Below are 21,184 nucleotides of genomic sequence, written 5' to 3'. Positions count from 1 at the left end.
ACACGGCCTGCCTTTCGTCCCCTTCGTACCCGCCTGACGCTGTGCCTCAGGCCTCGCTCGGCACCAGCCCCATCAGGCTGTTGGCGTGCTCGCGCCACTGCGGCAGCTTGTTCAGCACACCGGCGCGCTGCAGATACTCTTCATCCACCGGGTCACCGTTGACCAGCGCCAGTGCCACGTGCACCGCACCGGTCACCCAGAAGCTGCGTGTATTGGCGCGCTGCGGCTGCAGATGGAACGCCACCGCCTCGATGATCGGCATCGGCAGGCCCCACAGGCCCAGCAGATAGGCGCCGGCTTCGGCATGCCCGGGGCGATCATCATCGGCCGGCTCCGGTTCGCTGCGCTCGTTGCGTACGCCCGGCAGCAGCAGGCCGATGTCGGCCAGCAGGGCGGCGGTGGCACCGAGTTCGGCGCTGGAGTCGGGCAGCAGGCGTGCGGCCAATCGCGAGGCCATCAAGGCACGCTGCTGCAGCGAGTTGCGTTCGGCCCCGGACAAGGTAGGCGCGGAGAACACCTCACTGGCCAGCACCAGGTCACGCAGCGTGGCCAGGCCCAGCCGGGTCACGGCGGTGCGCAGGTCGGCGATTGTGCGGCCCTGGCTGAAGAACGCCGAATTGGAAAGCTGCAGCACCTTGGCCGCGATCGCCGGGTCGGCGGCCACCAGCTTGGCGACATCGGCGCTGTCGGCGTCGTCGTCATGCTCCAGTGCCTGGGTCAGGCTCAGGTACAGGTGCGGCGGCGAAGGCAGCTTCTCGATGCGGCCGATGGCATCGCGCAGGCGCGGGCTGTCCAGCACTTCGCGCAGCTCTTCCAGGCTGGTCAATGCTTCCAGCAGTACTTCTGGTGCCAGCGGCAATGGCAGGAAGCGATGGGCGACCCCGATCAGGCGTGCCGGCGGCGGCCGGTTGCCATGCTGTGCATCGACCAGTGCGATGCGGATGGTCTCCGGGCGCAAGGTGCGGATCTGTCCCAGCAACGTGGTCGCGTTGAGATCGGGCAACTGCGGGCAGACGATCACCGCGTCCACGCCCTGGGTGGCGACCGCGGTCATTGCGGCATGGCCATCGGTGGCGGTCAACGGCTGCCAGTCTTCCCCAAGATCGGCAATGAATTCGGTCAGCTCAGCCGGCAGGCTGGCTGTATCCCCAACAAGCAGAATACGCACGACACATTCCCCTGGCTGTCTCGACGGTCGATGTCGATGACGTGTGAAGTGACGCAATTTACCTAATACGGCGGCAAAGGTGATGTGCCGCCGTCATGAAACGTGACCCGCATCGCTCCGACGCCGTGCGCCGGAGCAATGCTGTTCAGTCTCAGGCCTTGCTGTCGAGGTGGCGCTGGTGCGCCTCGATCAGGATCTGCTTGGCCTCGGCCGCGCCGCCCCAACCGTCCAGCTTGACCCACTTGCCCTTCTCCAGGTCCTTGTAGTGCTCGAAGAAGTGGCCGATGCGCTCCAGCCAGTGGCTGGACACCTGCTCGATGTCTTCCACGTGCGCGTAGCCGCCGAACACCTTGGTGACCGGCACGGCCAGGATCTTCTCGTCGCTGCCTGCCTCATCGCTCATCTTCAGCACGCCGACCGGGCGGCAACGCACCACCGAACCCGGGACCAGCGGCAGCGGCAGCACCACCAGCACGTCGGCCGGATCGCCGTCGCCGCACAGGGTGCTCGGCACGTAGCCGTAGTTGCAGGGGTAGCGCATCGGGGTGGAGAGGATGCGGTCGACGAAGATCGCGCCGGTTTCCTTGTCCACTTCGTACTTCACCGGCTCGGAATCCTTCGGGATCTCGATGATGACGTTGATTTCTTCCGGCGGGTTCTTGCCGGGCGAGACGAGTTCCAGACCCATGGTGTGCTCCAGGTGGGGGATGTAGACGGATAGCCCTCCATTTTATGCCTTTGCCGGTCGCTGTGCAGGGTGGGGCGCCGACGGGCCGTCGCGGTAGCCGACGACCGGCCAGGCCGGGGTTTCCCGATGGGGCCGGCCGGGCGGCCGGGGCAGGCTGGAACCCTGAACCGAGGAGACCTGCCATGAACTGGAATCGTTGGCGCTGCGGCGTCCTGCTGTTGCTTGCTCCGTTGGCCGCGCTCGCGCGCGGGACGCATGTCGACCTGATCCACTACCCGACCCGGGAGGCCGGGTGGGACAGGGCCTACGCGCTTGAGGGAGCGCTTGCGCAGGCGTTCGACCGTGTGTGCGCCGATACCTTCTGCGAAGGCGATTACAGCAACTACCGGGTGATGGAGTTCCGTTGTGCGGTGCTGGCCCATCGGGGCACGGTGCAGCGGTGTGTGTGGGTGCTGGCGGCCAGCGAACTGGTGGTGCAGGGTGACACCGGCCAGGTGCAGGTCGACAACGGTCGCTGGACCTGCCCGGTGGAGATGCGGCCCGGGGTGCCGGTTGAAGCCTTCTTTGCCGCGCTGGAGGCGCCGGATGGGCTGATGGCACCGCTGCCCGGGCTCGATCATGGGCTGTTCGACGGGCTTGCCGACTGCCTGCGGGCGCAGGGGAGGGACGCCTGATGCGCACTTTCCCGGCACGATGGCTGCTCTGCGGTCTGATGGTGGTTGGCGCTGCGCAGGCCGCGCCGGCGTTCGTGGACGCCCGTGACTATCCCGATCCAGCGACCGGCCGGGAGCGGTTCCTGGCCGCCGAACGGATGCTGGTGCGCGGGTTCGATGATGTCTGCGGCGACACGTTCTGCGAGGGGCAGTACTACAACCTGTGGGCCATGCGCCTGCGCTGTTCGGTGGAGCGAGCGACAGGTGTGGTCGGCAGTTGTATCTGGACCTTCGCCGGCAGCGATACCTGGGTGCGGAAGGAAGGACGGATCGATGTCGACCTTGGCAGCTATGCATGCGTGCTGCCGCTGGCATCTGGAACCCGGTTGGAGCAGCTCCTGCAGGTCTGGCAGGTGGGTTCCGGGGATGAGGCGATCCACGCGCCCTTGCCCGGTACGACCAGGAGCGTCTATGACGGGCTGACAGACTGTCTTTGACGTCGATGATTGCGAATGCAAACGTGATTTATTCGCATTAACGGAGTAGCATGCGCGCCGCCCTGTCCGTCCCTTGGCTCCGCGCATGTCCTCCAATGCCCTCACCCTGACCGAACTGCTGATCCGCGAACGACCGGCACTGCTGCGACGCGTGCAGCGCATCCTCGGCGGCGACAGCGGGGCCGAAGACGTGATCCAGGCGGTCTGGTTCAAGGCGCGTGGGGTAGACAGCAGCCAGGGCATCGACAATCCGCGCGCCTATCTCTATCGATTGGCCATCAACCTCGCCACCGACCACGGCCGCGAATCGACGCGCCGCAACCGCCTGCTGGCCGAGCACTACCTGTGGCAGGAGGACGAGCAGATCTCCACCGAGGAACAGGTGATGGCGCAGGATGAACTGCAGCGTGTGCTTGATGCCGCCAGCCACCTGCCCGAGCCGACGCGTACCATCTTTCATCTCAATCGTCTGCAGGGCCTGAGCCAGGCCGACATCGCCCGGCGCCTCGGTGTGTCGGTGACCACGGTGGAGAACCACGTACGCACCGCGCTGCAGCGGCTTGCCTGGGCGCGCAGTGGCCGATGAACGATCCGGCTTGGGGGCGCACACCCGCCATGCGTCTTGATTCGCAGGCCGCCCATGCGCTCTAGTCCTTCCGCCCACCTCTGACCGTGTCCACTGCCAGCCGATGAGCCCGCCCCCGACACCCCGCAGCACCGCCGATGATGCCGTGGCCGAACAGGCCAGGGACTGGATCGTGTGCCTGGCGTCCGGCGATATCAGCGACGCGCGCATGGACGCGTTCGAGCAGTGGCTGGCCGAGCCCGCGAATCGGCGTTCGTTCGAGCATGAGCGCATGCTGTGGCGCAGTGTGGGCCCGCGCCCGGCCGCCACCGAACGCAGGCAGGCAGCGCGCCGTCCGAGGCGGCTGCGCTGGGCCATGGCCACGGCCGCTGCGCTGGCGGTGCTGGTGGCCTGGCCCGATGCCTGGCTGCGCCTGCAGGCGGATCATCGCAGCGACCACCGGGTGCAGGATGTGCATCTGCCCGATGGCAGCCGCGCCGTGCTCGATGCCGACAGCGCGATCGCCGTGCACTTCGATGACCAGCGCCGTCGCGTTGAACTGCTGCGTGGCCGCGCCTGGTTCGACGTGGCGCCCGATGCGCAGAGGCGATTCAGCGTTGCTGCTGGCAACGGTGTAGTGGAAGACATCTCCACAGCTTTCACGGTCGCCCACGTTGCGGCCGGGGTGGAGACCGAAGTCGGGCAGGGCCGGGTACGCGTGGCCAGTCCTGTCGATGGCGGCTGGACCTATCTGCAGGTGGGGCAACGTGCCAGCTATGGCGAGCACCGAGGCGTGCAGCGCCTGGCTGACGTTGCTGCGGATGGCGTCGGCGCCTGGCGCCAGGGCGAACTGCTGCTGGAGCAGGCCAGTGTGGCCGACGCCGTGCACGCGGTCGGCCGCTATCGCGCAGGGCCGACCTTCGTGCGCGGCGATCTTTCCATGATTCCAGCCGTGAGCGCGGCGCTGCGCGTCGATCATCCGGAGCAGGCACTGGATGCACTGGCGGCCACCGCCGGCCTGCAGGTCGCCCGCCTGCCGCTGGGCGTGGCGATCGTGTACCGGTAGTACCACGCCAGGCGCGGATGCAGCGGATGCAACGCATCGGTCTTGGGGAAAGCGCGCCGCCACTCGTCTCATCCACGAACGTACCCGCCGCCGCCACGTACGTCGTTGGGTCCGCGCATGCGCGGATGATGCCGCGCCCGCGGCCACGCTTCTCTGACAGGTTCCCCCATGTACGAATTCCGCCGCCCGGGCCGCGCACCGCGCCCGTCCCGTCTGTGCATCGCGTTGCTGGCCGCCGGCCTGGCAACCGCCGCCCCCGCCGTGATGGCGCAGTCCAGCAGCGCTGCTCCGGCAGCGGCCCAGCACTTTGATATTCCCGACCAACCGCTGGACGATGCACTGCGCGCCTACATGCGCCAGTCCGGTGTGCAGGTGGTCTATCCGAGCACGCTGGCCAAGGGCGTGATCTCGCAACCGGTCAGTGGCACGCTGTCAGCCGACGAGGCCCTCGCCCGCCTGCTGCGCGGCAGCGGCCTGAGCGTGCGCCGGGTAAGCGCCGATGCGGTCACGCTGGAGGTCGCTGCGGCGGGACAGACGGGCGGCGTGATCGTCACCGATACCCTCAGCGTGGCCGGAGACCGCGTGCAGGGCGGTGCGGTCAGCGATGAAGCGCGCCTGCTCGACAGCTACCGCAGCGTGGGGTCGACCACCACCATCGGCCGCGTCGCGCTGGAGCGTTTCCGCGGCACGTCCAACGGCGACATCGTCAAGGGCGTGGCCGGTGTCACTGCGGGCGATCCGCGCGTGGGCAACGGCTTCGACGTCAACATCCGCGGCATCCAGGGCCAGAGCCGGGTGCCGGTCATCATCGACGGTGGCCAGTCCAGCATGGACACCTACCGTGGCTATGCCGGCCAGTCGCAGCGCACCTATCTCGACCCGGACCTGATCTCGCGCCTGACCATCACCAAGGGCCCGAGCCTGCAGGCCAATGCCTCCGGCGGCATCGGTGGCGTGGTCGAAATGGAAACGCTGAATGTCGATGACGTGCTGCGCGAGGGGCGTGATGTCGGCGTGCGCGTGCGCGGGGGGCTGGCCAACGGCAGCGCCAACAACCTGCCCGGCTACGAAGCCGCGCCGCGCAGCGATCGTAGTGCCACCGGCAGCCAGTTCTTCAACGTGGCCGCTGCCGGTCACTGGGACCGCTTCGACCTGGTGGCCGCCTATGCATACCGCGACAACGGCAACTACTTCTCCGGCAAGCACGGCTATGACGACTTTCCGCAGACCCGTCGCACGCTGGCGCCGCTGAATCCGCCACGCACCGAAGTGTTCAACACTTCCTCGCGCTCGAAGTCGACCCTGCTCAAGGGCACCTGGCGCATCGACGACGCGCAGACGCTGGAAGCGGGCTATCGTCGTTACGAAGGTACTGCGGGCGAGATCATGGCGTCGCAGATCATCCGCGTCGACCGCGACCGCGTGCCGCAGTGGGACCCGGGCCATGTGGACATGGACAGCTACAGCCTGCGCTACCGGTTCAACCCGGACAGCGAGCTGATCGACCTGCGCGTCAACGCGTGGTACACCGACGCCGACAGCGTGATGTACAACAGCCTGACCGGCATCACCCCCTGGTACTTCGATCGCCGCACCGAGTGGTACGACGCACCCAGCTTCAGTGGCAATCCCGGCTACAAGGATGCCTACCGCAACCCGTTGCGGCAGAAGCGCTTCGGCCTGGACGCCAGCAACACCTCGGTGTTCGACGGCAGTGCCGGCCGCTTCACCCTCGATTACGGCCTGTCCTACAGCGACGAGGACATCGCCCCGGGCAGCTCCGGGCCGATCATGCACGACGACCTGGTCAACAACCGCTTCCTGCGCAATGCCGAGCGCAAGGAATACAGTGCGGTGGCATCGCTGAAGTGGGCACCGGACGAACACTGGGAGATGCTGCTGGGTGGGCGCTGGAACCGCGTGGACGTGCATGACCGCAACCGCCTGGCCACGCCGGACGGATACGAAGTGCAGGGTCAATACCGCTACACCGAACTGCTCAACGGCAATCCCAAGCTGCCGTCGTGGCGGGCCAAGCGCATCGCCCTGTTGAACTGGTATCCGGACGCCAACGGCAACTTCACCCAGGAGTCGCTGCTGGCCTCCCCGTACAAGAAGGGCACCGTCGGTGACATCGGTGGCTGGAACTTCCATGACGCTGACGCCGCGGAGGACCTGAAGGTACCGGTGAGCTGGACCTGGTCGCAGCCGATCCGCCGTCGTGACAGCGCGTTCTCGCCGACCGCCAGTGTGGCCTTCCGTTTCAGCGAAGACAGCATGGTCTACCTGAAGTACGCAGAAGGCACCAAGCTGCCGAGTCTGTTCGAAACCACGCTCGGCCTGTTCACCGCGGCCAAGCCGGTGGATGAACTCAAGCCCGAGCGTGCGCACAGCTGGGAACTGGGCGCGAGCACGATCCAGCACGACCTGTTCACTGCCGGTGACCGCCTGGCGCTGAAGCTGGCCTACTTCGATACCCGCATCGATGACCTGATCACCCGCGACTACCGCACCCTGTCGGCCGGACTGATCCGCAACGTCGACCGCTTCAAGGTGTCGGGCATGGAGTTCCAGTCCAGCTATGACAGCGGCAAGGTGTTTGCCGATCTGTCGGCGCACTACTACTTCAAGGCCAAGACCTGCGCACCGGACATCGCGGCCGAACGCCGCGCCTACGGTGTCCAGCGCAGGATCGAGGAACTGGTCGGCACGCCGGACTGCGTGGATGGTGGTTTCGAAGGCTCCTACAGCAACACCCAGAACCCGCCGCGCTACATGGTCAACCTGACCCTGGGCTCGCGCCTGTTCGACGAGCGGCTGACCTTCGGCACCCGCGTGGTCCACAACGCTGGCCCGATCAGCAAGCTGGACAAGGAATGGAACGTCGGCCTGTCGGCGATCCAGCAGCTGTACCGGCCGACCACACTGGTGGATCTGTTTGCGAGCTGGAGCTTCAACGACCAGCTGTCGGTGGAAGCGAACGTGGACAACGTGACCGACCGCTACTACCTGGATCCGCTGGCGCTGGGCGTGATGCCCGCACCTGGCCGGACTGCGCGACTGGCCTTTACCTGGCGGTATTGATCAACCCTCCACGCTTGCACCGGTGGAGGGGTCGGATCCCTTTCCCGCGGAAAGGGATCTGGCCCCATCGGGTCCGGTCATCCACGCATGGCGTGGATCTACTGGGGGGCGCCGGGCCATGCCCGGCGCTGCCGCCAGGCGCTTACAGCCCGGTCGCGGCCTTCACCGCCGCTTCGTGCAGCGCTTCATTCAGTTCGTCCACCACGGTGGTCCATGCCGCATCGGCCTGCAGCGATTCGGCCAGGAACTGGCGTTGGGCTTCGTTCCAGTACGGGGCATCGGCCACTTCCACGCCGGCGGCCAGCTGATGGTCGGCGATGAACCGGGCAATGCCCTCGGCACTGGCATCCAGGCCCAGCTGCAGGAACAGGTTGGTCATGCGCGGTTCGGTGGTGATCATCGGTGGTGCCCTGGCAATGGAAAGGAACCTGCATTATCGACGCAAGCAGGGTTGGGGGAACCCTCGCCAGGATCGTCTACAGGGGGACGCTTTCCCTGGCACTCCCGATGACCGTTCAGACATCCCTCGAAGACAGCCGCAGCGTGCGGCTGAAGGCCGCCACCCGTGACAGCCATGGCGCCCTCGACAAGCGCATCATGGCCGGCGACATCTTCGCCGACCGCCGCAATTTCGCTCGCTTCCTGCGCGTGCAGTACCGCTTCCACCGCAGCATCGACGCGTTGTACGCCAGCCCTGCGCTGGACGCATTGCTGCCGGACCTGGCGGAGCGTCGCCGCCTGCAGCAGGTGCGCTGCGACCTGCAGGACCTGGAGCAGGCGCTGCCGGGCGAGGACATCGCGGCCCTCCGCGACGACCTGCCGCTGCCGACCGCGTTGGGCTGGTTGTATGTTGCCGAAGGTTCCAACCTGGGCGGCACCGTGCTCTACAAGATGGCCGCTGCACTCGGCCTGGATCGGAGCTTTGGTGCTCGTCACCTGGCGGCACACCCCGATGGGGCCGCGCGGCATTGGCGCGAATTCACTGCTGCTCTCGATGCAGTGGTGCTGTCGCCGGTACAGGAACAGGAAGTGATCGATGCCGCCGATGCCGCGTTCCGCAGCGTGCACGGCCATGTTGAAGTGGAGTTCTCCTGATGTACCTGCACCGCCCGCTGGCGCGCGATTGATGCGCTGGCTCTGGTTCGCGCTCGGCTGGTTGATGGTCGCGCTGGGGGTGATCGGCGCACTGCTGCCGGTCATGCCGACCACCATTTTCCTGATCCTGGCGGTGGGCTGCTTCGCACGCAGTTCGCCCAGGTTCGAACAGCGGCTGCTTTCCCATCCGCGCTACGGTCCGTCGCTGCGCCTGTGGCGTGAGCAGGGCGCGGTATCGCGCAAAGGCAAGGCGTTTGCCAGCGCCGGCATGGCGGTGGGATTCGCGATGTTCTGCTGGGGCGCACACCCGTCCTGGCGTCTGCTGCTGGGCGTGGGCCTGTTCTTTGCGGTCAGTGCCGGTTATGTCCTGAGTCGACCGGCACCCCGTTTCGATCCAGCGCCGCTGGTGGGCGTGGACGACGCCACCGATCCGCGCGCTGCCCGCCGTCGCACTGCTTCTACCGATTCCAATGGAACCTCCGACGATGCTGCCTGCTGATCTGGCTCCCATGGCCGCCCCCGCACTGACCCCCTGGGGCATGTACCTGGCCGCCGATGTGGTGGTGAAGGGCGTGATGATCGCCTTGGCCGTGGCCTCGCTGGCCACCTGGACCGTGCTGCTGGCCAAGGGCTGGGAACTGGCCCGGCAGGCACGCGCGCTGCGCCTGGCGCGAAGCGTGCTGCTGTCGGCACCCAGCCTGCCGGTCGCAGGCGGCGAGCCCGCACTGCAGCAGAACATCGCCGCAGCCATGCTGGATTTCGCGCGCACCGAACTGCATCTGTCGCAGGAACTTGATCACCGCGAGGGGATCAAGGAGCGGGTGGCATCACGACTGGAGCGCCTGGAACTGGAGACCGCACGCAACCAGCGTCGTGGCATCGGCGTGCTTGCCAGCATTGGCGCGGTGGCGCCGTTCGTAGGCCTGTTCGGCACCGTGTGGGGCATCATGAACAGCTTCATCGGCATCGCCCACAGCAATACCACCAACCTTGCCGTGGTGGCGCCAGGTATTGCCGAGGCGCTGCTGGCTACAGCGCTCGGTCTGGTCGCGGCGATCCCGGCGGTACTGGTCTACAACCACTTCACTCGGGTGCTGGCAGGCCTGCGCGGCCTGCTGGGCGATCTTTCCGCGGCTGTGCAGCAGCTGGTGTCGCGTGATCTGGATCGGGCTGCACGCCGGGCGCCGACAGGCACGCTGCGTGCAGTGAACTGAGGCACGCCATGGCGATCAGGACCGCATCCACACGCGATGACACCCCGGAAGAAGCTCACGAGATCAATGTCACGCCCTTCATCGACGTGATGCTGGTGCTGCTGATCATCTTCATGGTGGCCGCGCCGCTGGCCACGGTGTCGGTGCCGGTGCAGCTTCCTGCCAGTAGTGCGCAGGCGGCGCCGGCAGAAAATGCGCCGGTGTATGTGACCGTGCAGGCCGATCTGTCGCTGCGGGTGGGCGAGGCGCCGGTGGCACGCGATGGCCTCGCCTCTGCGCTGCGCTCGGCAACGCACGGCGATACGTCGCAGCGCCTCTATCTGCGTGCCGATCAGCGCGTCTCCTATGGAGACCTGATGGCGACGTTGGATGCGTTGCGCAGTGCCGGTTACCTGAAGGTCGCCCTGGTCGGGTTGGAGCAGGGCGCACGATGAGCGGGCTGCAGCGCTGGGCAACCAGCCTGGCGATCGTGCTGCTGGCCCATGCGGTGCTGATCGCTACGGCGTGGTGGTGGGCATCGCGTACGCCGCGGGTCGTCGCAGCGGCACCTCCTGCCGCCTTGATGCTGGAACTGGCTCCCGCCGCACAGGCCCCACCGGTACCGCCGCGCGCGCTGCCGGCCGGACCGCTGCAGCAGGAGCAGCAGCGGCGCGTGACCGTGCCCAGGCAACAAGAACAGATCAAGGCGCCGATGCTGCCCCAAGGCGAACTGGCGGCCCCGGCCGAGCCACCTGCGAAACCGGCAGAGGAAGCGGCGGACAGCAACATCGATCGCACGCTGGCGCCGCCGGACGTTCCTGCCCAGGCCGCAGCGAGCTACGCCGCACCGCGTACCACGGCCGGCGAACGCAGCAGTGCCAACGCCACCTGGCAGGGGGTGCTGCTGGGACACCTGCAACAGCATCGGCGCTATCCACGCCAGTCCGAACGGTTGCGCCAGCAGGGCGTGGCCTATGTGCGCTTTGCCGTTGCCCGCGACGGCCGCGTATCGGCGCCGCGTATCGAGCGCAGCAGCGGCTTCGCACTGCTCGACCAGGAGACGCTGGACACGGTGCAGCGCGCCAGCCCGGTGCCGGCACCGCCGGCCGATGTGGCCGGCGACCCGGTGGAGGTGATGGTACCCGTCGCGTTCTTCCTGCGCGGGCGGTGATCGTCGGCGGGGTCGGATCCCTTCCCGCAGGAAAGGGCTCTGACCCCATCGGAGGCGACCCCATCGGAGCCGCCATCCACGCATGGCGTGGATCTACAGCAACGGCACCAGCAGCAGCGCCACGATGTTGATGATCTTGATCAGCGGGTTGATCGCCGGGCCGGCGGTGTCCTTGTACGGGTCACCGACGGTGTCGCCGGTCACCGCTGCCTTGTGTGCCTCGCTGCCCTTGCCGCCGAAGTGGCCATCCTCGATGTACTTCTTGGCGTTGTCCCAGGCACCGCCGCCGGTGGTCATCGAAATGGCCACGAACAGCCCGGTGACGATCGTGCCGATCAGCAGCCCACCCAGCGCGCGTGGCCCCAGCAGCAGGCCGACCACCACCGGCACGGCCACCGGCAGCAGCGACGGTACGATCATTTCGCGGATCGCCGAGCGGGTCAGCATATCCACCGCCTTGTCGTACTGCGGCTTGGCGGTGCCCTGCATGATGCCGGGAATCTCGCGGAACTGCCGCCGCACTTCCTCCACGACCGCGCCGGCCGCGCGACCGACGGCTTCCATCGCCATCGCACCGAACAGGTACGGAATCAGGCCACCGATCAGCAGGCCGATGATCACCGTGTGGTCGCTGAGGTCGAAGCGGAACTCCTGGCCGGGATTGGCCGCCTGCAGGTTGTGCGTGTAGTCGGCGAACAACACCAGCGCGGCCAGTGCTGCCGAACCGATGGCATAGCCCTTGGTGACCGCCTTGGTGGTGTTGCCCACCGCATCCAGCGGATCGGTGATGTCGCGGATCTCCGAAGGCAGCTCTGCCATCTCGGCGATGCCACCAGCGTTGTCGGTGATCGGCCCGTAGGCATCGAGTGCGACGATCATGCCCGCCATCGACAGCATGGCGGTGGCGGCGATGGCGATGCCGTACAAACCGGCCAGCGCGTGCGCGCCCCAGATCGCCGCGCAGACGGCAATCACCGGCAGCGCGGTGGACTTCATCGAGATGCCGAGGCCGGCGATGATGTTGGTGCCATGGCCGGTGGTCGAGGCCTGTGCCACATGTTGCACCGGCTTGTACTGAGTACCGGTGTAGTACTCGGTGATCCACACGATCAGGCCGGTCAATACCAGGCCGATCAGCGCACAGCCATACAGCGCCATCGGCCCGTACACGTTGTCCGCCATCAGTCCTGTGGTGATCGGATAGAACGCGATCGCTGCCAGCACACCAGAGACAATCACGCCCTTGTACAGCGCGCCCATGATCGAGCCACCGGGCTTCACCTTCACAAACAGCGCGCCGATGATCGAAGCGATGATCGAAACACCGCCCAGCACCAGCGGATACAGCACCGCATTGGCGCCGGCCTCGGCCAGCATCAGGCTGCCCAGCAGCATGGTGGCGATCACGGTGACCGCATAGGTTTCAAACAGGTCGGCGGCCATGCCGGCGCAGTCGCCCACGTTGTCGCCGACGTTGTCGGCGATCACCGCCGGGTTGCGCGGGTCGTCTTCGGGAATGCCCGCTTCGACCTTGCCGACCAGATCGGCGCCGACATCGGCCCCCTTGGTGAAGATGCCGCCGCCCAGGCGCGCGAAGATCGAGATCAGCGATGAGCCGAAGGCCAGGCCGACCAGTGCATGCAGTGCCTGTTCCATCGGCAGGCCCATGCGCAGCAGCAACGCGTAGTAGCCGGCCACGCCGAGCAGGCCCAGGCCGACCACCAGCATGCCGGTGATCGCACCGCCGCGGAAGGCCACGTCCATTGCCGCGCTGATGCCGTGGCGCGCCGCCTCTGCGGTGCGTACGTTGGCGCGCACCGACACGTTCATGCCGATGTAGCCTGCTGCACCGGACAGCACCGCACCGACCGCGAAGCCGATCGCGGTGTACCAGCTCAGGAAGGTGCCGACCAGCACGAACAGCACCACGCCGGCGATGCCGATGGTCAGGTACTGGCGGTTGAGGTAGGCGCGCGCGCCTTCCTGGATGGCCGTGGCGATGGCGACCATGCGTTCATTGCCGGTGGGTTGGCGCAGGATCCAGCGCGCCGAGACGATTCCGTACAGGATCGCGAGAATGGCGCAGCCCAGCGCCAATGACAGCCCGTGACGTTCCAGCATTAGACCCCTCCGCAGAATGGATGGACAAGCATCCAGTGGCGATGAACGGCACCACGAGGGGGACGACGGGCTGCAGCCTGGAACCAACCCGTACCGACCTTGGTGGTCGTCCGACGTATGGCGGTGTTCAGCATTCCCTGGTGTCCGCAGTATGCGTGCACCCGCGCCCGGATGGTAGCGCCGGGCCGCGCCCGGCGAGCGCAGCGGTTGCTGCAACGACGCGATATCCGTCGTCCCCATCGCCACCTTTGCACCCCGTTAAGCCAACCTCTGCAAGCCTGCGCGCAGTCCCGTCGGAGAATCCCCATGCGCCTGTCCCTGTTGATGCTTGCCGTTCTGGCCCCGGCCCTGCCTGCCTTCGCGGCGGAAGCACCGGAACTGCAGCGCGCGGTGGGTGCACCACAAGCGATCGGCGCGGTGCACACGCTGCGGCAGATTCCCGAAGCCTGTGCCCGCCTGGAAGGCGCGTTCACCGGCCAGGCCGCGGAGCCCTATCGTTTCTCGGCGGTGCGCACCAGCGAGCAGTGCCAGCCGCGTGCCCGCTTTGTCGACTACAGCAAGGCGCAGCCGAGTGCTGACAAGGGCTGGAAACTCAATGATGTGATCCGTGTTCCGAATGCCGCCTGCCCGGCGCAGCAGGCGGTGGTGCGCGTGTGGCGTCTGCCGGTGAACAACGCCCAGGCGCTGGATGGGCAGGGACAGTCGCGCATCTATCTGGAGGAAGCCAAGAAGCAGGCCGCTGCCGGCAAGATCCCGCAGGTGACGATGTTCGCCGCGCAGCTGCAGATGGAAGGCAAAGCCTGCAATTGAGGCCGAGCATCCACGCATGGCGTGGATCTACTGGGAGGGAGACTTGGGCAAAGCCTGCAATTGAGGCCAAGCATCCACGCATGGCGTGGATCTACTGGGTGTGAGACCTGGGCAAGGCCTGCAATTGAGGCCGAGCATCCACGCATGGCGTGGATCTACTGGATGGGAGACCTGGGCAAAGCCTGCAATTGAGGCCGAGCATCCACGCATGGCGTGGATCTACTGGGTGTGAGACCTGGGTAGTGCCGGCCGCTGGCCGGCAACCCCGCGATCAATCCGCAAGCCTCGCCCCACGCGCCACCAGAAGATCGCGCAGCGCCGACCGGTGGCAATGCGCCTCGTCCTCGCAATAGCAGCCCACCGCGATATCGCTGTGCTGCGACAGCGCTGCGAGCAGGTCCAGCGCATGCGCTGCATCGGGCGCCTTCATTTCGGCGTTGTAGTGACGGAAGAACGCCGTCCAGTCGGCGGCGCTCTTCGCCTCATGCGCCTGTTTCACCAGCTCCGCGCTGGGTGACAGCGTCGGGAACCACACGTCGTACCAGTCCTGCCGGGCAAATTCGCTGCGCGGCACACCGCGCGGCGGGCGCCGCACGGTGCCGATGCGCAGGCCTTCACCGGGCGCGCGCGCTGAGCCAAGTCGAACAACACGCAACGCCATGGCATTCCTCGCAAAAAGGGGACGGAGGGGGTCAGCCTTCGAACGCAGGCAGCTTCTGCTTCACCGCCACGTTCTTCAGCGTCACGTACTTGGGCAGGCCATCGCTACCGTAGGGCAACGGTGCTTCGCCCTTGATCAACGGCTGCAGGTAGGCGCGCGCCTTGGCCGTGATGCCGAATCCATCGCGACGGATGAAGCTGGCCGGCATCTTCTTCTCGTGGTTGGCAATCTTCGACAGCGGTGCGGCTTCGATCTTCCAGCGATACGGTGCATCGCTGCTGCGCACGATCACCGGCATCACCCCGTTCTGGCCCTTCAGCGCCAGCTGCACCGCGGCCTTGCCGACCGCCTGGGCCTGTTCCCAGTCGGTTTTGCTGGCCAGGTGGCGGGCTGAGCGCTGCAGGTAGTCGGGCAGGGCCCAGTGCACCTTCAGCCCCAACTGGTCCTTGACCCGCCCGGCCAGATGCGCGGCCACGCCGCCCAGCTGCGAATGGCCGAAGGAGTCCTTGCCGCCGCCGGCGTCGGCGACGAAGCGGCCATCGGCGGTGGCGATGCCTTCCGACGCCACCACCACGCAGTAGCCCACGCGCGCGACCACGGCCTTGACCTTGGCCAGGAACGCGGCCTCGTCATAGGCGCGCTCGGGCAGCAGGATGATGTGCGGGGCGTCGTCCTCGCCGGTGCCGGCCAGGCCGGCGGCCGCGGCCAGCCAGCCGGCGTGGCGGCCCATCGCCTCGTAGATGAAGACGCGGGTGGAGGTCTCGGCCATCGCCGCCACGTCCAACGCCGCTTCGCGCACGGACACGGCCGTGTACTTGGCCGCCGAGCCGAAGCCGGGGCAGGTGTCGGTCACCGCCAGATCGTTGTCGATGGTCTTGGGCACGCCGATGCAGGTCAGGTCGTAGCCGGAGCTTTTTGCCAGCTGCGACACCTTCAGTGCGGTGTCGGCCGAGTCGTTGCCGCCGTTGTAGAGGAACCAGCGCACGTCATGGGCGCGCAGGACCTCCAGCAGGCGGTCGTAACGGGCACGGTCGGCCTCCAGCGATTTCAGCTTGACCCGGCACGAGCCGAACGCGCCGCCGGGGGTGTGGGCCAGGGCGCGGATGGCCGCAGCACTCTCCTTGCTGGTGTCGATCAGCTCCTCGCGCAGGGCGCCTAGGATGCCGTTGCGCGCAGCCAGGACCTTGATTCCCTTGGCGCGGGCCTGTTCGATCACCGCCGCGGCAGTGGCGTTGATGACGGCGGTGACGCCGCCGGACTGGGCGTAAAGGAGGGTGCCATTGCGCATGCTTCTACCTGTTCGGGGGAGGGGACATTGCAGGGACATTACCCGGATGCGCTAAAGTGGCGCTATTGCGGTGCAGCGATACCGGACCGTCCGGGGCGCGAACCTTCTTTATTTTCAACACGTTGGAGTCAGGTCAATGCGATTGGTTCTGTTGGGACCGCCCGGTTCGGGCAAGGGGACACAGGCGACGCGCCTGAAGGAAAAGCTCGAGATCGCCCACATTTCCACCGGCGACATGCTGCGCGCTGAAATTGCCGCCGGCTCGGAGCTGGGCAAGCAGGCCAAGTCGGTGATGGATGCCGGCAACCTGGTGTCCGATGAGATCCTGCTGGGCATGCTGAAGTCGCGCCTGGCCCAGGCCGATGTCGCCAAGGGCTTCATCCTTGACGGCTATCCGCGCAATGTGGCCCAGGCCAACGCGCTGGACGGCATGCTGGCCGAGATCGGCCAGCCGCTGGATGCGGTGGTGCAGCTGGACGTGGCCACCGAACTGCTGGTCGAGCGCATCGCCGGCCGTGCGCAGGAGCAGGGCCGCGCCGACGACAATCCGGAATCGGTGCGCAAGCGCCTGCAGGTCTACACCGAGCAGACTGCTCCGGTGGTGGACTTCTACGCCGGCCGGGGCACCCTGGCCCGCGTCGATGGCGTCGGCGAACTGGACGAGATCGAAGCCCGCATCCTGGCGGCGATCAAGCGCTGACCCTCGTGGCCGGTTGATGCCGGCCACCGCAGGCGCAAAAAACAGGCCTGATCCGCGAGGATCAGGCCTGTTTCGTTTCATAGGTGCCAGCAAAGGGCTTGCTCAGGGCCCCCACAGCATGAGCTCCCTTGGGGATGGCCTCTTGGGGAGTAGGACCGGTTCGGGTACTGCGGCTGGCATCCTGAATTGTGTCCGGGTTCACAGAACATCGCTATCAGGAATTCCCTGACATGTGGCTGGAGTTTTCTCACAGCAGCTGTAGGGGTTCTCTTACCCCGGTGCTGACAATGGCCCTATACAGCCGTGATCGGTCACAATCCCCGGTCATGAGCAGCGTACATATCCTTGCAATCGCCGGCACCTTCATGGGTGGCGTGGCCGCCCTGGCGCGGGAACTGGGCCATACGGTCAGTGGCAGCGACCAGGCCATCTATCCGCCGATGTCGACCCAGCTCGAGCAGCTGGGCATCACTCTGGACCAGGGCTACCGCGCCGACAGCGTGCCGGAGGGCACCGGGCAGGTGGTGATCGGCAACGCGCTGTCGCGCGGCAATCCCGCCGTCGAAGCGGTCCTGGACGCCGGCCAGCGTTACATTTCCGGCGCCCAGTGGCTGTCCGAGCAGGTCCTGCCGGGCCGTGACACCCTGGCCGTGGCCGGTACCCATGGAAAAACCACCACCACCACAATCCTGACCTGGCTGCTGGAGAATGCCGGTCGCTCCCCCGGCTTCCTGATCGGCGGCGTGGCCGAGGACTTCGGCGTGTCCGCCCGCTTGGGCCAGGGCCGCGAGTTCGTTGTCGAAGCCGACGAGTACGACACCGCGTTCTTCGACAAGCGCAGCAAGTTCGTGCACTACCGGCCGCTGGTGGCGATCCTCAACAACCTTGAGTACGACCACGCCGACATCTTCCCCGACGTGGCGGCGATCCAGCGCCAGTTCCACCACCTGGTGCGTACCGTGCCGGCGCGCGGCCGCCTGATCGTCAATGGCGAAGACGCGCACCTGGCCGAAGTGCTGGCGATGGGCTGCTGGACCCCGGTCGAACGCTTCGGCTTCGACCCCGCGCTGGAATGGCATGCCGAGCTGTTGGCCGCCGATGGCAGCGCGTTCCGCGTCCATCATCGCGGGCAGGCGCTGGGTGATGTGCACTGGTCGCTGCTGGGCCGGCACAATGTGCTCAATGGCCTGGCTGCGCTGGCCGCTGCGCACGCCGTGGGTGTCGCGCCGGCCGAGGTGATCCCGGCGCTGGCGCGCTTCCGCAGCGTCAAGCGGCGCATGGAAGTGATCGGCAACCACGATGGCATCACCGTCTACGACGACTTCGCCCATCACCCGACCGCGATTGCGACGACCCTCGAAGGGCTGCGTGCCAGGGTCGGTGATGCCCGCATCGTGGTGGCGATGGAGCCGCGCAGCAATTCGATGCGGTTGGGCGCTCACGCACAAGCGTTGGCACCGTCCTTGGCACTCGCCGATGAGGTGGTGTTCCTGCACCGCCCGGAGCTGGCCTGGGATGCGGCAGCGGTGATCGCGGCGGTGCGCGGACAGGCGCATGCCGTGGCCGACACCGATGCGCTGTTGGCGCAGCTGCAGGCCGACGTGCGCAGCGGCGACCATGTGGTGTTCATGTCCAACGGCGGCTTCGACGGCGCGCCGCGCCGCTTCCTTGCAGGGCTGCAGGCACGATGAGCAGTGAGGGTTCGCTGCCGCTGTTCCCGCTGCATACGACGCTGCTGCCGGGCGCGGCCATCGGCCTGCGTGTCTTCGAGCCACGCTACCTGGATCTGGTGCGCGAAACCGGCCGCAGCGGTGAAGGTTTCGGTGTCTGCCTGATCCTGGAAGGAAACGAAGTGGGAGCGCCTGCAACGCCGGCCGCCTTCGGCGTGCAGGTGAAGATCGAGGATTTCGATGTCGGCGCCGATGGCGTGCTGCAGCTGCGATTGCGCGGCACCCGTCGTTTCCACGTCGAGCGCACGCGCGTGCGCGACAACGGGCTGGTGGTTGCCGATGTGCGCTGGTGCGATGAGGATCCCGATGACGAACTGCGTCCGCAGCATGCGTTGCTGGCGACGGTACTGGACCACATCATCGAGCAGGCGGGCACGGCGTTCGCACCGGCCTCGCCGGCCTTGATGGACCAGGCCAGCTGGGTCAGCTGGCGGCTGGCCGAGCTGCTGCCGCTGAGCGAACAGCAGCGCCTGCAACTGCTGCAGCTGGACGACCCGCACCAGCGCCTGCAGCAACTGCTGGGCTGGATGCCGTAAGAGCCCGGCCGCGGTGCTCGCCGGGCATGGCCCGGCGTCGTCGGTAGATGTCAACCTTGGTTGGCAGCCTTTCCCGAAAGCGCCAACCAAGGTTGGCGACTACCAGAGCGGAGCAGTCGCGCCGGGCAATGCCCGGCGGCTTCGTTACGGCGTGGCGGTCTTCAACCGCAGTACCGGCAGCCCGGTCTCCGGCTGCAGATCCTCGCGCTGCGGCAATGACTGCACCGCTTCCTTGACCGCATTCAACGCCGGGTCGATGCCCCGCACCGGGTGCCACATGCCGATCCACTGGAAGTGGCGCTCGTAGCGCAGGGTCTGTGCGCTGCCCAGCCACAACGGGGTGTCGCCCGGCTGCAGCTGCGCCGGCGCCTGCCACAAGCGCAGCACGTAGCGCTCGTCGGCCTGCGCGCCCTGGCGCACCATCAGCAGCGCTTCAACGCGCGTATCCAGTGTCGCCGGCAGTACCGGCAGTTCATTGGCGCCGGTGTTCTTGTCCAGCATCAGCAGCGCTTCCTGCCAGCCGGCCTGGGCCTGTACCTGCCAGCCGCGCGCTTCCAGCTGCGCCTGCAGCGGCGCCAACGAACCGGCCATCTGCACGTCCAGTGGCCAGCGCTGGTCATCATCGAATTCGTTGCGACGCGCCGGCAGCTTCGCCCAGTCGTGCTGCCACCAGGCCTGCGCGTCCATCGCCAGCGGCGCCGGCAGGGTCGGCTCGAAGCGTTCCAGCTTGATGGCGATGTTGCGCGGCGCGTACCACATCGCCGCCACCACGAAGACGCCGTAGAACAGCCATGCCACCGGCTTTACCCAGAACGAGCGGTTGAAGCGGCGGCGGTAGGCGATGCCCAGCACCAGCAGCCAGAAGGTGCCGAACAACATGCCGCCGATGACATCGCTCAGCCAGTGCGCGCCCAGGTACAGGCGCGCAAAGCCGATCAGGCTGACCACGATGCCCGACACCAGGTAGGGCCAGACGCGCGTGCGGCCGGGCATTTCGCGGGCGATCAGCACCGCGAAGAAGCCGAAGGTGATGGTGGCCATGGTCACCGACACCGACGGGAAGCCGAAGCCGCTGCTGGCATCGATCGGGCGCACCACATCGACGGTGGCGCCGAGCAGTTTGGTCAGGGCCAGGCCGAAGGCCAATGCGGCCAGCCAATGGGCGGCCGCCATCCAGCGCCGGCGCCAGACCAGATAGCCCAGCGCGGCAGCGGTTGCCGGCAGCAGCACCTGCCATGCGCCGAGCGAGGCCAACGCGGCCATCGGGTAGTCGGCCAGCGGATTGCGCAGGGCCAGCATCGCCTGGTGCACCAGCAGGTCCACCGCCAACGGCTCGCCATGGGCGACCACCACCGTCAGCAGCGCGAACCAGCCCCAGCCCAGCAACAGCAGCATCAGCGCCAGCATCGCCAGCGGCACCGATTCGCGGCGCTTCGGGTCGAGCACGCCCACCGTGTAGCGGCCCAGCGTCGGGTGCCGGTTGGACCAGTCGAGCAGCCGCGCCAGCCAGCTGTCCATGCGCGCGGCCGACCAGCGATAGCCGTACAGCACGATAGCCCAGACCAGGCTGAGGATCACTGCCAACAAGCCAACCACCACCACCAGCCGGCCGGCAACAGCAGCGACGGCATCATAGGCTTCGCCAAGAATCCAGCCCGGTGCCAGGAACAGCACAGCCCAGGAAATACTGGCGATGCCACTGGCCTGCACGTAACGGCTGGCGGGCATTTTCATCATGCCGGCAATGGCGGGCACGAACGGCCGGATGGCACCGACATAGCGGGCGATCAGGATGCTCTTGAACGCATTGCGGCGGAACAGGTTCTCGCCCCGGTCAAGCAGCTGCGGGTAGCGGCTGAACGGCCAGACGCCACGCAGGCGGTCGCCCCAGCGCCGGCCTATCCAGTAGCTGATGCCATCACCGGCGAACGCACCCAGCGCCGCGGCGGCAACCGCATACGGCCCGGAGATCTGGCCCAGGCCGATGAACACGCCAACGGCGAACAGCAACGGCAGCGCCGGCACGATGGCGCCAAGAATGATGACCGCATCGCAGAAGGCGATCAGAAAGATGACCGCACCCGCCAACACGGGATGAGCGGCAATCCACGCGAGGGTGGCGTCGATCCATGAAGAGTCCATTGCCCGATTATAGGGG

The 21,184-nt window shown here is 67.1% G+C and carries 21 protein-coding genes; 14 read left to right on the top strand and 7 right to left on the bottom strand.

Features of this window, described 5'->3' with window-relative positions:
* Nucleotides 1-46: 46 nt before the first annotated feature.
* The gene (locus tag J2X70_RS19245) at nucleotides 47-1,168 is read right to left on the bottom strand and encodes an HDOD domain-containing protein (RefSeq protein ID WP_025874160.1); all 1,122 of its coding nucleotides are present in this window, start codon (nucleotides 1,166-1,168) and stop codon (nucleotides 47-49) included.
* 151 nt (nucleotides 1,169-1,319) lie between these two features.
* On the bottom strand, nucleotides 1,320-1,856 hold the full coding sequence (gene ppa / locus J2X70_RS19240; protein ID WP_025874161.1) for an inorganic diphosphatase: 537 nt from the start codon (nucleotides 1,854-1,856) through the stop codon (nucleotides 1,320-1,322).
* A 182-nt stretch (nucleotides 1,857-2,038) separates the two neighbouring features.
* On the opposite strand from ppa, the gene J2X70_RS19235 reads away from it, so the two are divergent.
* The 5 genes from J2X70_RS19235 (at nucleotide 2,039) to J2X70_RS19215 (ending at nucleotide 7,721) form a co-directional block, all read left to right on the top strand.
* The gene (locus J2X70_RS19235) at nucleotides 2,039-2,530 is read left to right on the top strand and encodes a hypothetical protein (protein ID WP_025874162.1); all 492 of its coding nucleotides are present in this window, start codon (nucleotides 2,039-2,041) and stop codon (nucleotides 2,528-2,530) included.
* Nucleotides 2,530-3,006, top strand: a complete 477-nt coding sequence (locus tag J2X70_RS19230) for a hypothetical protein (RefSeq protein ID WP_263929486.1) — start codon at nucleotides 2,530-2,532, stop codon at nucleotides 3,004-3,006. Before J2X70_RS19235 ends, J2X70_RS19230 begins: the two co-directional genes overlap by 1 nt.
* An 85-nt stretch (nucleotides 3,007-3,091) precedes the next feature.
* The gene (locus tag J2X70_RS19225) at nucleotides 3,092-3,592 is read left to right on the top strand and encodes an RNA polymerase sigma factor (protein WP_309911727.1); all 501 of its coding nucleotides are present in this window, start codon (nucleotides 3,092-3,094) and stop codon (nucleotides 3,590-3,592) included.
* 103 nt (nucleotides 3,593-3,695) lie between these two features.
* Nucleotides 3,696-4,637, top strand: coding sequence for a FecR domain-containing protein (locus tag J2X70_RS19220; protein ID WP_263929487.1), 942 nt, complete (start codon nucleotides 3,696-3,698; stop codon nucleotides 4,635-4,637).
* A gap of 168 nt (nucleotides 4,638-4,805) precedes the next feature.
* A complete protein-coding gene (locus tag J2X70_RS19215) occupies nucleotides 4,806-7,721 on the top strand; it encodes a TonB-dependent receptor (protein WP_080149886.1) in 2,916 nt (971 codons plus the stop codon).
* A 142-nt stretch (nucleotides 7,722-7,863) separates the two neighbouring features.
* Here the strand turns inward: J2X70_RS19215 and J2X70_RS19210 are convergent, their stop codons facing one another.
* Nucleotides 7,864-8,121 carry a DUF2789 domain-containing protein gene (locus J2X70_RS19210; RefSeq protein WP_032976752.1) on the bottom strand — a complete coding sequence of 86 codons (258 nt, stop codon included), beginning with the start codon at nucleotides 8,119-8,121 and terminating at the stop codon, nucleotides 7,864-7,866.
* A gap of 107 nt (nucleotides 8,122-8,228) precedes the next feature.
* Here J2X70_RS19210 and J2X70_RS19205 point away from each other — a divergent pair, with 107 nt between their 5' ends.
* The 5 genes from J2X70_RS19205 to J2X70_RS19185 are packed head-to-tail and all read left to right on the top strand — an operon-like array spanning nucleotide 8,229 to nucleotide 11,180.
* Nucleotides 8,229-8,816: a biliverdin-producing heme oxygenase gene (locus J2X70_RS19205; RefSeq protein WP_263929489.1), complete on the top strand. Its 588-nt coding sequence runs from the start codon at nucleotides 8,229-8,231 to the stop codon at nucleotides 8,814-8,816.
* A gap of 31 nt (nucleotides 8,817-8,847) precedes the next feature.
* Nucleotides 8,848-9,315 carry a YbaN family protein gene (locus tag J2X70_RS19200; RefSeq protein ID WP_218787953.1) on the top strand — a complete coding sequence of 156 codons (468 nt, stop codon included), beginning with the start codon at nucleotides 8,848-8,850 and terminating at the stop codon, nucleotides 9,313-9,315.
* Nucleotides 9,302-10,030, top strand: coding sequence for a tonB-system energizer ExbB (exbB, locus tag J2X70_RS19195; protein ID WP_309911722.1), 729 nt, complete (start codon nucleotides 9,302-9,304; stop codon nucleotides 10,028-10,030). The genes J2X70_RS19200 and exbB overlap by 14 nt, the downstream gene beginning before the upstream one ends.
* Before the next feature lie 8 nt (nucleotides 10,031-10,038).
* Nucleotides 10,039-10,464, top strand: coding sequence for a TonB system transport protein ExbD (gene exbD, locus J2X70_RS19190; protein ID WP_032976747.1), 426 nt, complete (start codon nucleotides 10,039-10,041; stop codon nucleotides 10,462-10,464).
* Complete coding sequence (locus J2X70_RS19185) at nucleotides 10,461-11,180, top strand: energy transducer TonB (RefSeq protein ID WP_301865709.1); 720 nt, start codon at nucleotides 10,461-10,463, stop codon at nucleotides 11,178-11,180. Before exbD ends, J2X70_RS19185 begins: the two co-directional genes overlap by 4 nt.
* 93 nt (nucleotides 11,181-11,273) lie before the next feature.
* Here the strand turns inward: J2X70_RS19185 and J2X70_RS19180 are convergent, their stop codons facing one another.
* Nucleotides 11,274-13,301 (bottom strand): sodium-translocating pyrophosphatase, encoded by a 2,028-nt coding sequence (locus J2X70_RS19180; protein WP_263929490.1) that lies wholly within the window; start codon nucleotides 13,299-13,301, stop codon nucleotides 11,274-11,276.
* A 306-nt stretch (nucleotides 13,302-13,607) separates the two neighbouring features.
* On the opposite strand from J2X70_RS19180, the gene J2X70_RS19175 reads away from it, so the two are divergent.
* Nucleotides 13,608-14,111 carry a hypothetical protein gene (locus J2X70_RS19175; protein WP_105164602.1) on the top strand — a complete coding sequence of 168 codons (504 nt, stop codon included), beginning with the start codon at nucleotides 13,608-13,610 and terminating at the stop codon, nucleotides 14,109-14,111.
* Nucleotides 14,112-14,382: 271 nt separating this feature from the next.
* On the opposite strand, the gene J2X70_RS19170 is transcribed toward J2X70_RS19175, so the two are convergent.
* A complete protein-coding gene (locus J2X70_RS19170) occupies nucleotides 14,383-14,772 on the bottom strand; it encodes a DUF488 family protein (protein WP_105164601.1) in 390 nt (129 codons plus the stop codon).
* A 31-nt stretch (nucleotides 14,773-14,803) separates the two neighbouring features.
* Complete coding sequence (locus J2X70_RS19165) at nucleotides 14,804-16,060, bottom strand: 6-phosphofructokinase (protein ID WP_025874176.1); 1,257 nt, start codon at nucleotides 16,058-16,060, stop codon at nucleotides 14,804-14,806.
* A 136-nt stretch (nucleotides 16,061-16,196) separates the two neighbouring features.
* Here J2X70_RS19165 and J2X70_RS19160 point away from each other — a divergent pair, with 136 nt between their 5' ends.
* The 3 genes from J2X70_RS19160 to J2X70_RS19150 all read left to right on the top strand — a co-directional run bounded on the left by J2X70_RS19160 (nucleotide 16,197) and on the right by J2X70_RS19150 (nucleotide 19,026).
* Complete coding sequence (locus J2X70_RS19160; protein ID WP_025874177.1) at nucleotides 16,197-16,760, top strand: adenylate kinase; 564 nt, start codon at nucleotides 16,197-16,199, stop codon at nucleotides 16,758-16,760.
* Between the two features lie 326 nt (nucleotides 16,761-17,086).
* Nucleotides 17,087-18,451: a UDP-N-acetylmuramate:L-alanyl-gamma-D-glutamyl-meso-diaminopimelate ligase gene (mpl, locus tag J2X70_RS19155; RefSeq protein WP_032976743.1), complete on the top strand. Its 1,365-nt coding sequence runs from the start codon at nucleotides 17,087-17,089 to the stop codon at nucleotides 18,449-18,451.
* Nucleotides 18,448-19,026, top strand: a complete 579-nt coding sequence (locus J2X70_RS19150) for an LON peptidase substrate-binding domain-containing protein (protein WP_032976742.1) — start codon at nucleotides 18,448-18,450, stop codon at nucleotides 19,024-19,026. Before mpl ends, J2X70_RS19150 begins: the two co-directional genes overlap by 4 nt.
* 144 nt (nucleotides 19,027-19,170) lie before the next feature.
* On the opposite strand, the gene J2X70_RS19145 is transcribed toward J2X70_RS19150, so the two are convergent.
* Complete coding sequence (locus tag J2X70_RS19145) at nucleotides 19,171-21,168, bottom strand: VTT domain-containing protein (RefSeq protein WP_309911715.1); 1,998 nt, start codon at nucleotides 21,166-21,168, stop codon at nucleotides 19,171-19,173.
* Between the last annotated feature and the right edge of the window lie 16 nt (nucleotides 21,169-21,184).

The sequence above is a fragment of the Stenotrophomonas sp. 1337 genome, assembly GCF_031455455.1.
Lineage (GTDB): Bacteria > Pseudomonadota > Gammaproteobacteria > Xanthomonadales > Xanthomonadaceae > Stenotrophomonas > Stenotrophomonas indicatrix.
This window is presented reverse-complemented; position numbering and strand designations above follow the sequence as displayed.

What these genes read in the sequence shown, in the direction of transcription:
- ppa (WP_025874161.1), bottom strand. Translation starts at nt 1,856, where the DNA reads ATGGGTCTGGAACTCGTCTCGCCCGGCAAGAACCCGCCGGAAGAAATC.
- J2X70_RS19235 (WP_025874162.1), top strand. Translation starts at nt 2,039, where the DNA reads ATGAACTGGAATCGTTGGCGCTGCGGCGTCCTGCTGTTGCTTGCTCCG.
- J2X70_RS19230 (WP_263929486.1), top strand. Translation starts at nt 2,530, where the DNA reads ATGCGCACTTTCCCGGCACGATGGCTGCTCTGCGGTCTGATGGTGGTT.
- J2X70_RS19225 (WP_309911727.1), top strand. Translation starts at nt 3,092, where the DNA reads ATGTCCTCCAATGCCCTCACCCTGACCGAACTGCTGATCCGCGAACGA.
- J2X70_RS19220 (WP_263929487.1), top strand. Translation starts at nt 3,696, where the DNA reads ATGAGCCCGCCCCCGACACCCCGCAGCACCGCCGATGATGCCGTGGCC.
- J2X70_RS19215 (WP_080149886.1), top strand. Translation starts at nt 4,806, where the DNA reads ATGTACGAATTCCGCCGCCCGGGCCGCGCACCGCGCCCGTCCCGTCTG.
- J2X70_RS19210 (WP_032976752.1), bottom strand. Translation starts at nt 8,121, where the DNA reads ATGATCACCACCGAACCGCGCATGACCAACCTGTTCCTGCAGCTGGGC.
- J2X70_RS19205 (WP_263929489.1), top strand. Translation starts at nt 8,229, where the DNA reads ATGACCGTTCAGACATCCCTCGAAGACAGCCGCAGCGTGCGGCTGAAG.
- J2X70_RS19200 (WP_218787953.1), top strand. Translation starts at nt 8,848, where the DNA reads ATGCGCTGGCTCTGGTTCGCGCTCGGCTGGTTGATGGTCGCGCTGGGG.
- exbB (WP_309911722.1), top strand. Translation starts at nt 9,302, where the DNA reads ATGCTGCCTGCTGATCTGGCTCCCATGGCCGCCCCCGCACTGACCCCC.
- exbD (WP_032976747.1), top strand. Translation starts at nt 10,039, where the DNA reads ATGGCGATCAGGACCGCATCCACACGCGATGACACCCCGGAAGAAGCT.
- J2X70_RS19185 (WP_301865709.1), top strand. Translation starts at nt 10,461, where the DNA reads ATGAGCGGGCTGCAGCGCTGGGCAACCAGCCTGGCGATCGTGCTGCTG.
- J2X70_RS19180 (WP_263929490.1), bottom strand. Translation starts at nt 13,301, where the DNA reads ATGCTGGAACGTCACGGGCTGTCATTGGCGCTGGGCTGCGCCATTCTC.
- J2X70_RS19175 (WP_105164602.1), top strand. Translation starts at nt 13,608, where the DNA reads ATGCGCCTGTCCCTGTTGATGCTTGCCGTTCTGGCCCCGGCCCTGCCT.
- J2X70_RS19170 (WP_105164601.1), bottom strand. Translation starts at nt 14,772, where the DNA reads ATGGCGTTGCGTGTTGTTCGACTTGGCTCAGCGCGCGCGCCCGGTGAA.
- J2X70_RS19165 (WP_025874176.1), bottom strand. Translation starts at nt 16,060, where the DNA reads ATGCGCAATGGCACCCTCCTTTACGCCCAGTCCGGCGGCGTCACCGCC.
- J2X70_RS19160 (WP_025874177.1), top strand. Translation starts at nt 16,197, where the DNA reads ATGCGATTGGTTCTGTTGGGACCGCCCGGTTCGGGCAAGGGGACACAG.
- mpl (WP_032976743.1), top strand. Translation starts at nt 17,087, where the DNA reads ATGAGCAGCGTACATATCCTTGCAATCGCCGGCACCTTCATGGGTGGC.
- J2X70_RS19150 (WP_032976742.1), top strand. Translation starts at nt 18,448, where the DNA reads ATGAGCAGTGAGGGTTCGCTGCCGCTGTTCCCGCTGCATACGACGCTG.
- J2X70_RS19145 (WP_309911715.1), bottom strand. Translation starts at nt 21,168, where the DNA reads ATGGACTCTTCATGGATCGACGCCACCCTCGCGTGGATTGCCGCTCAT.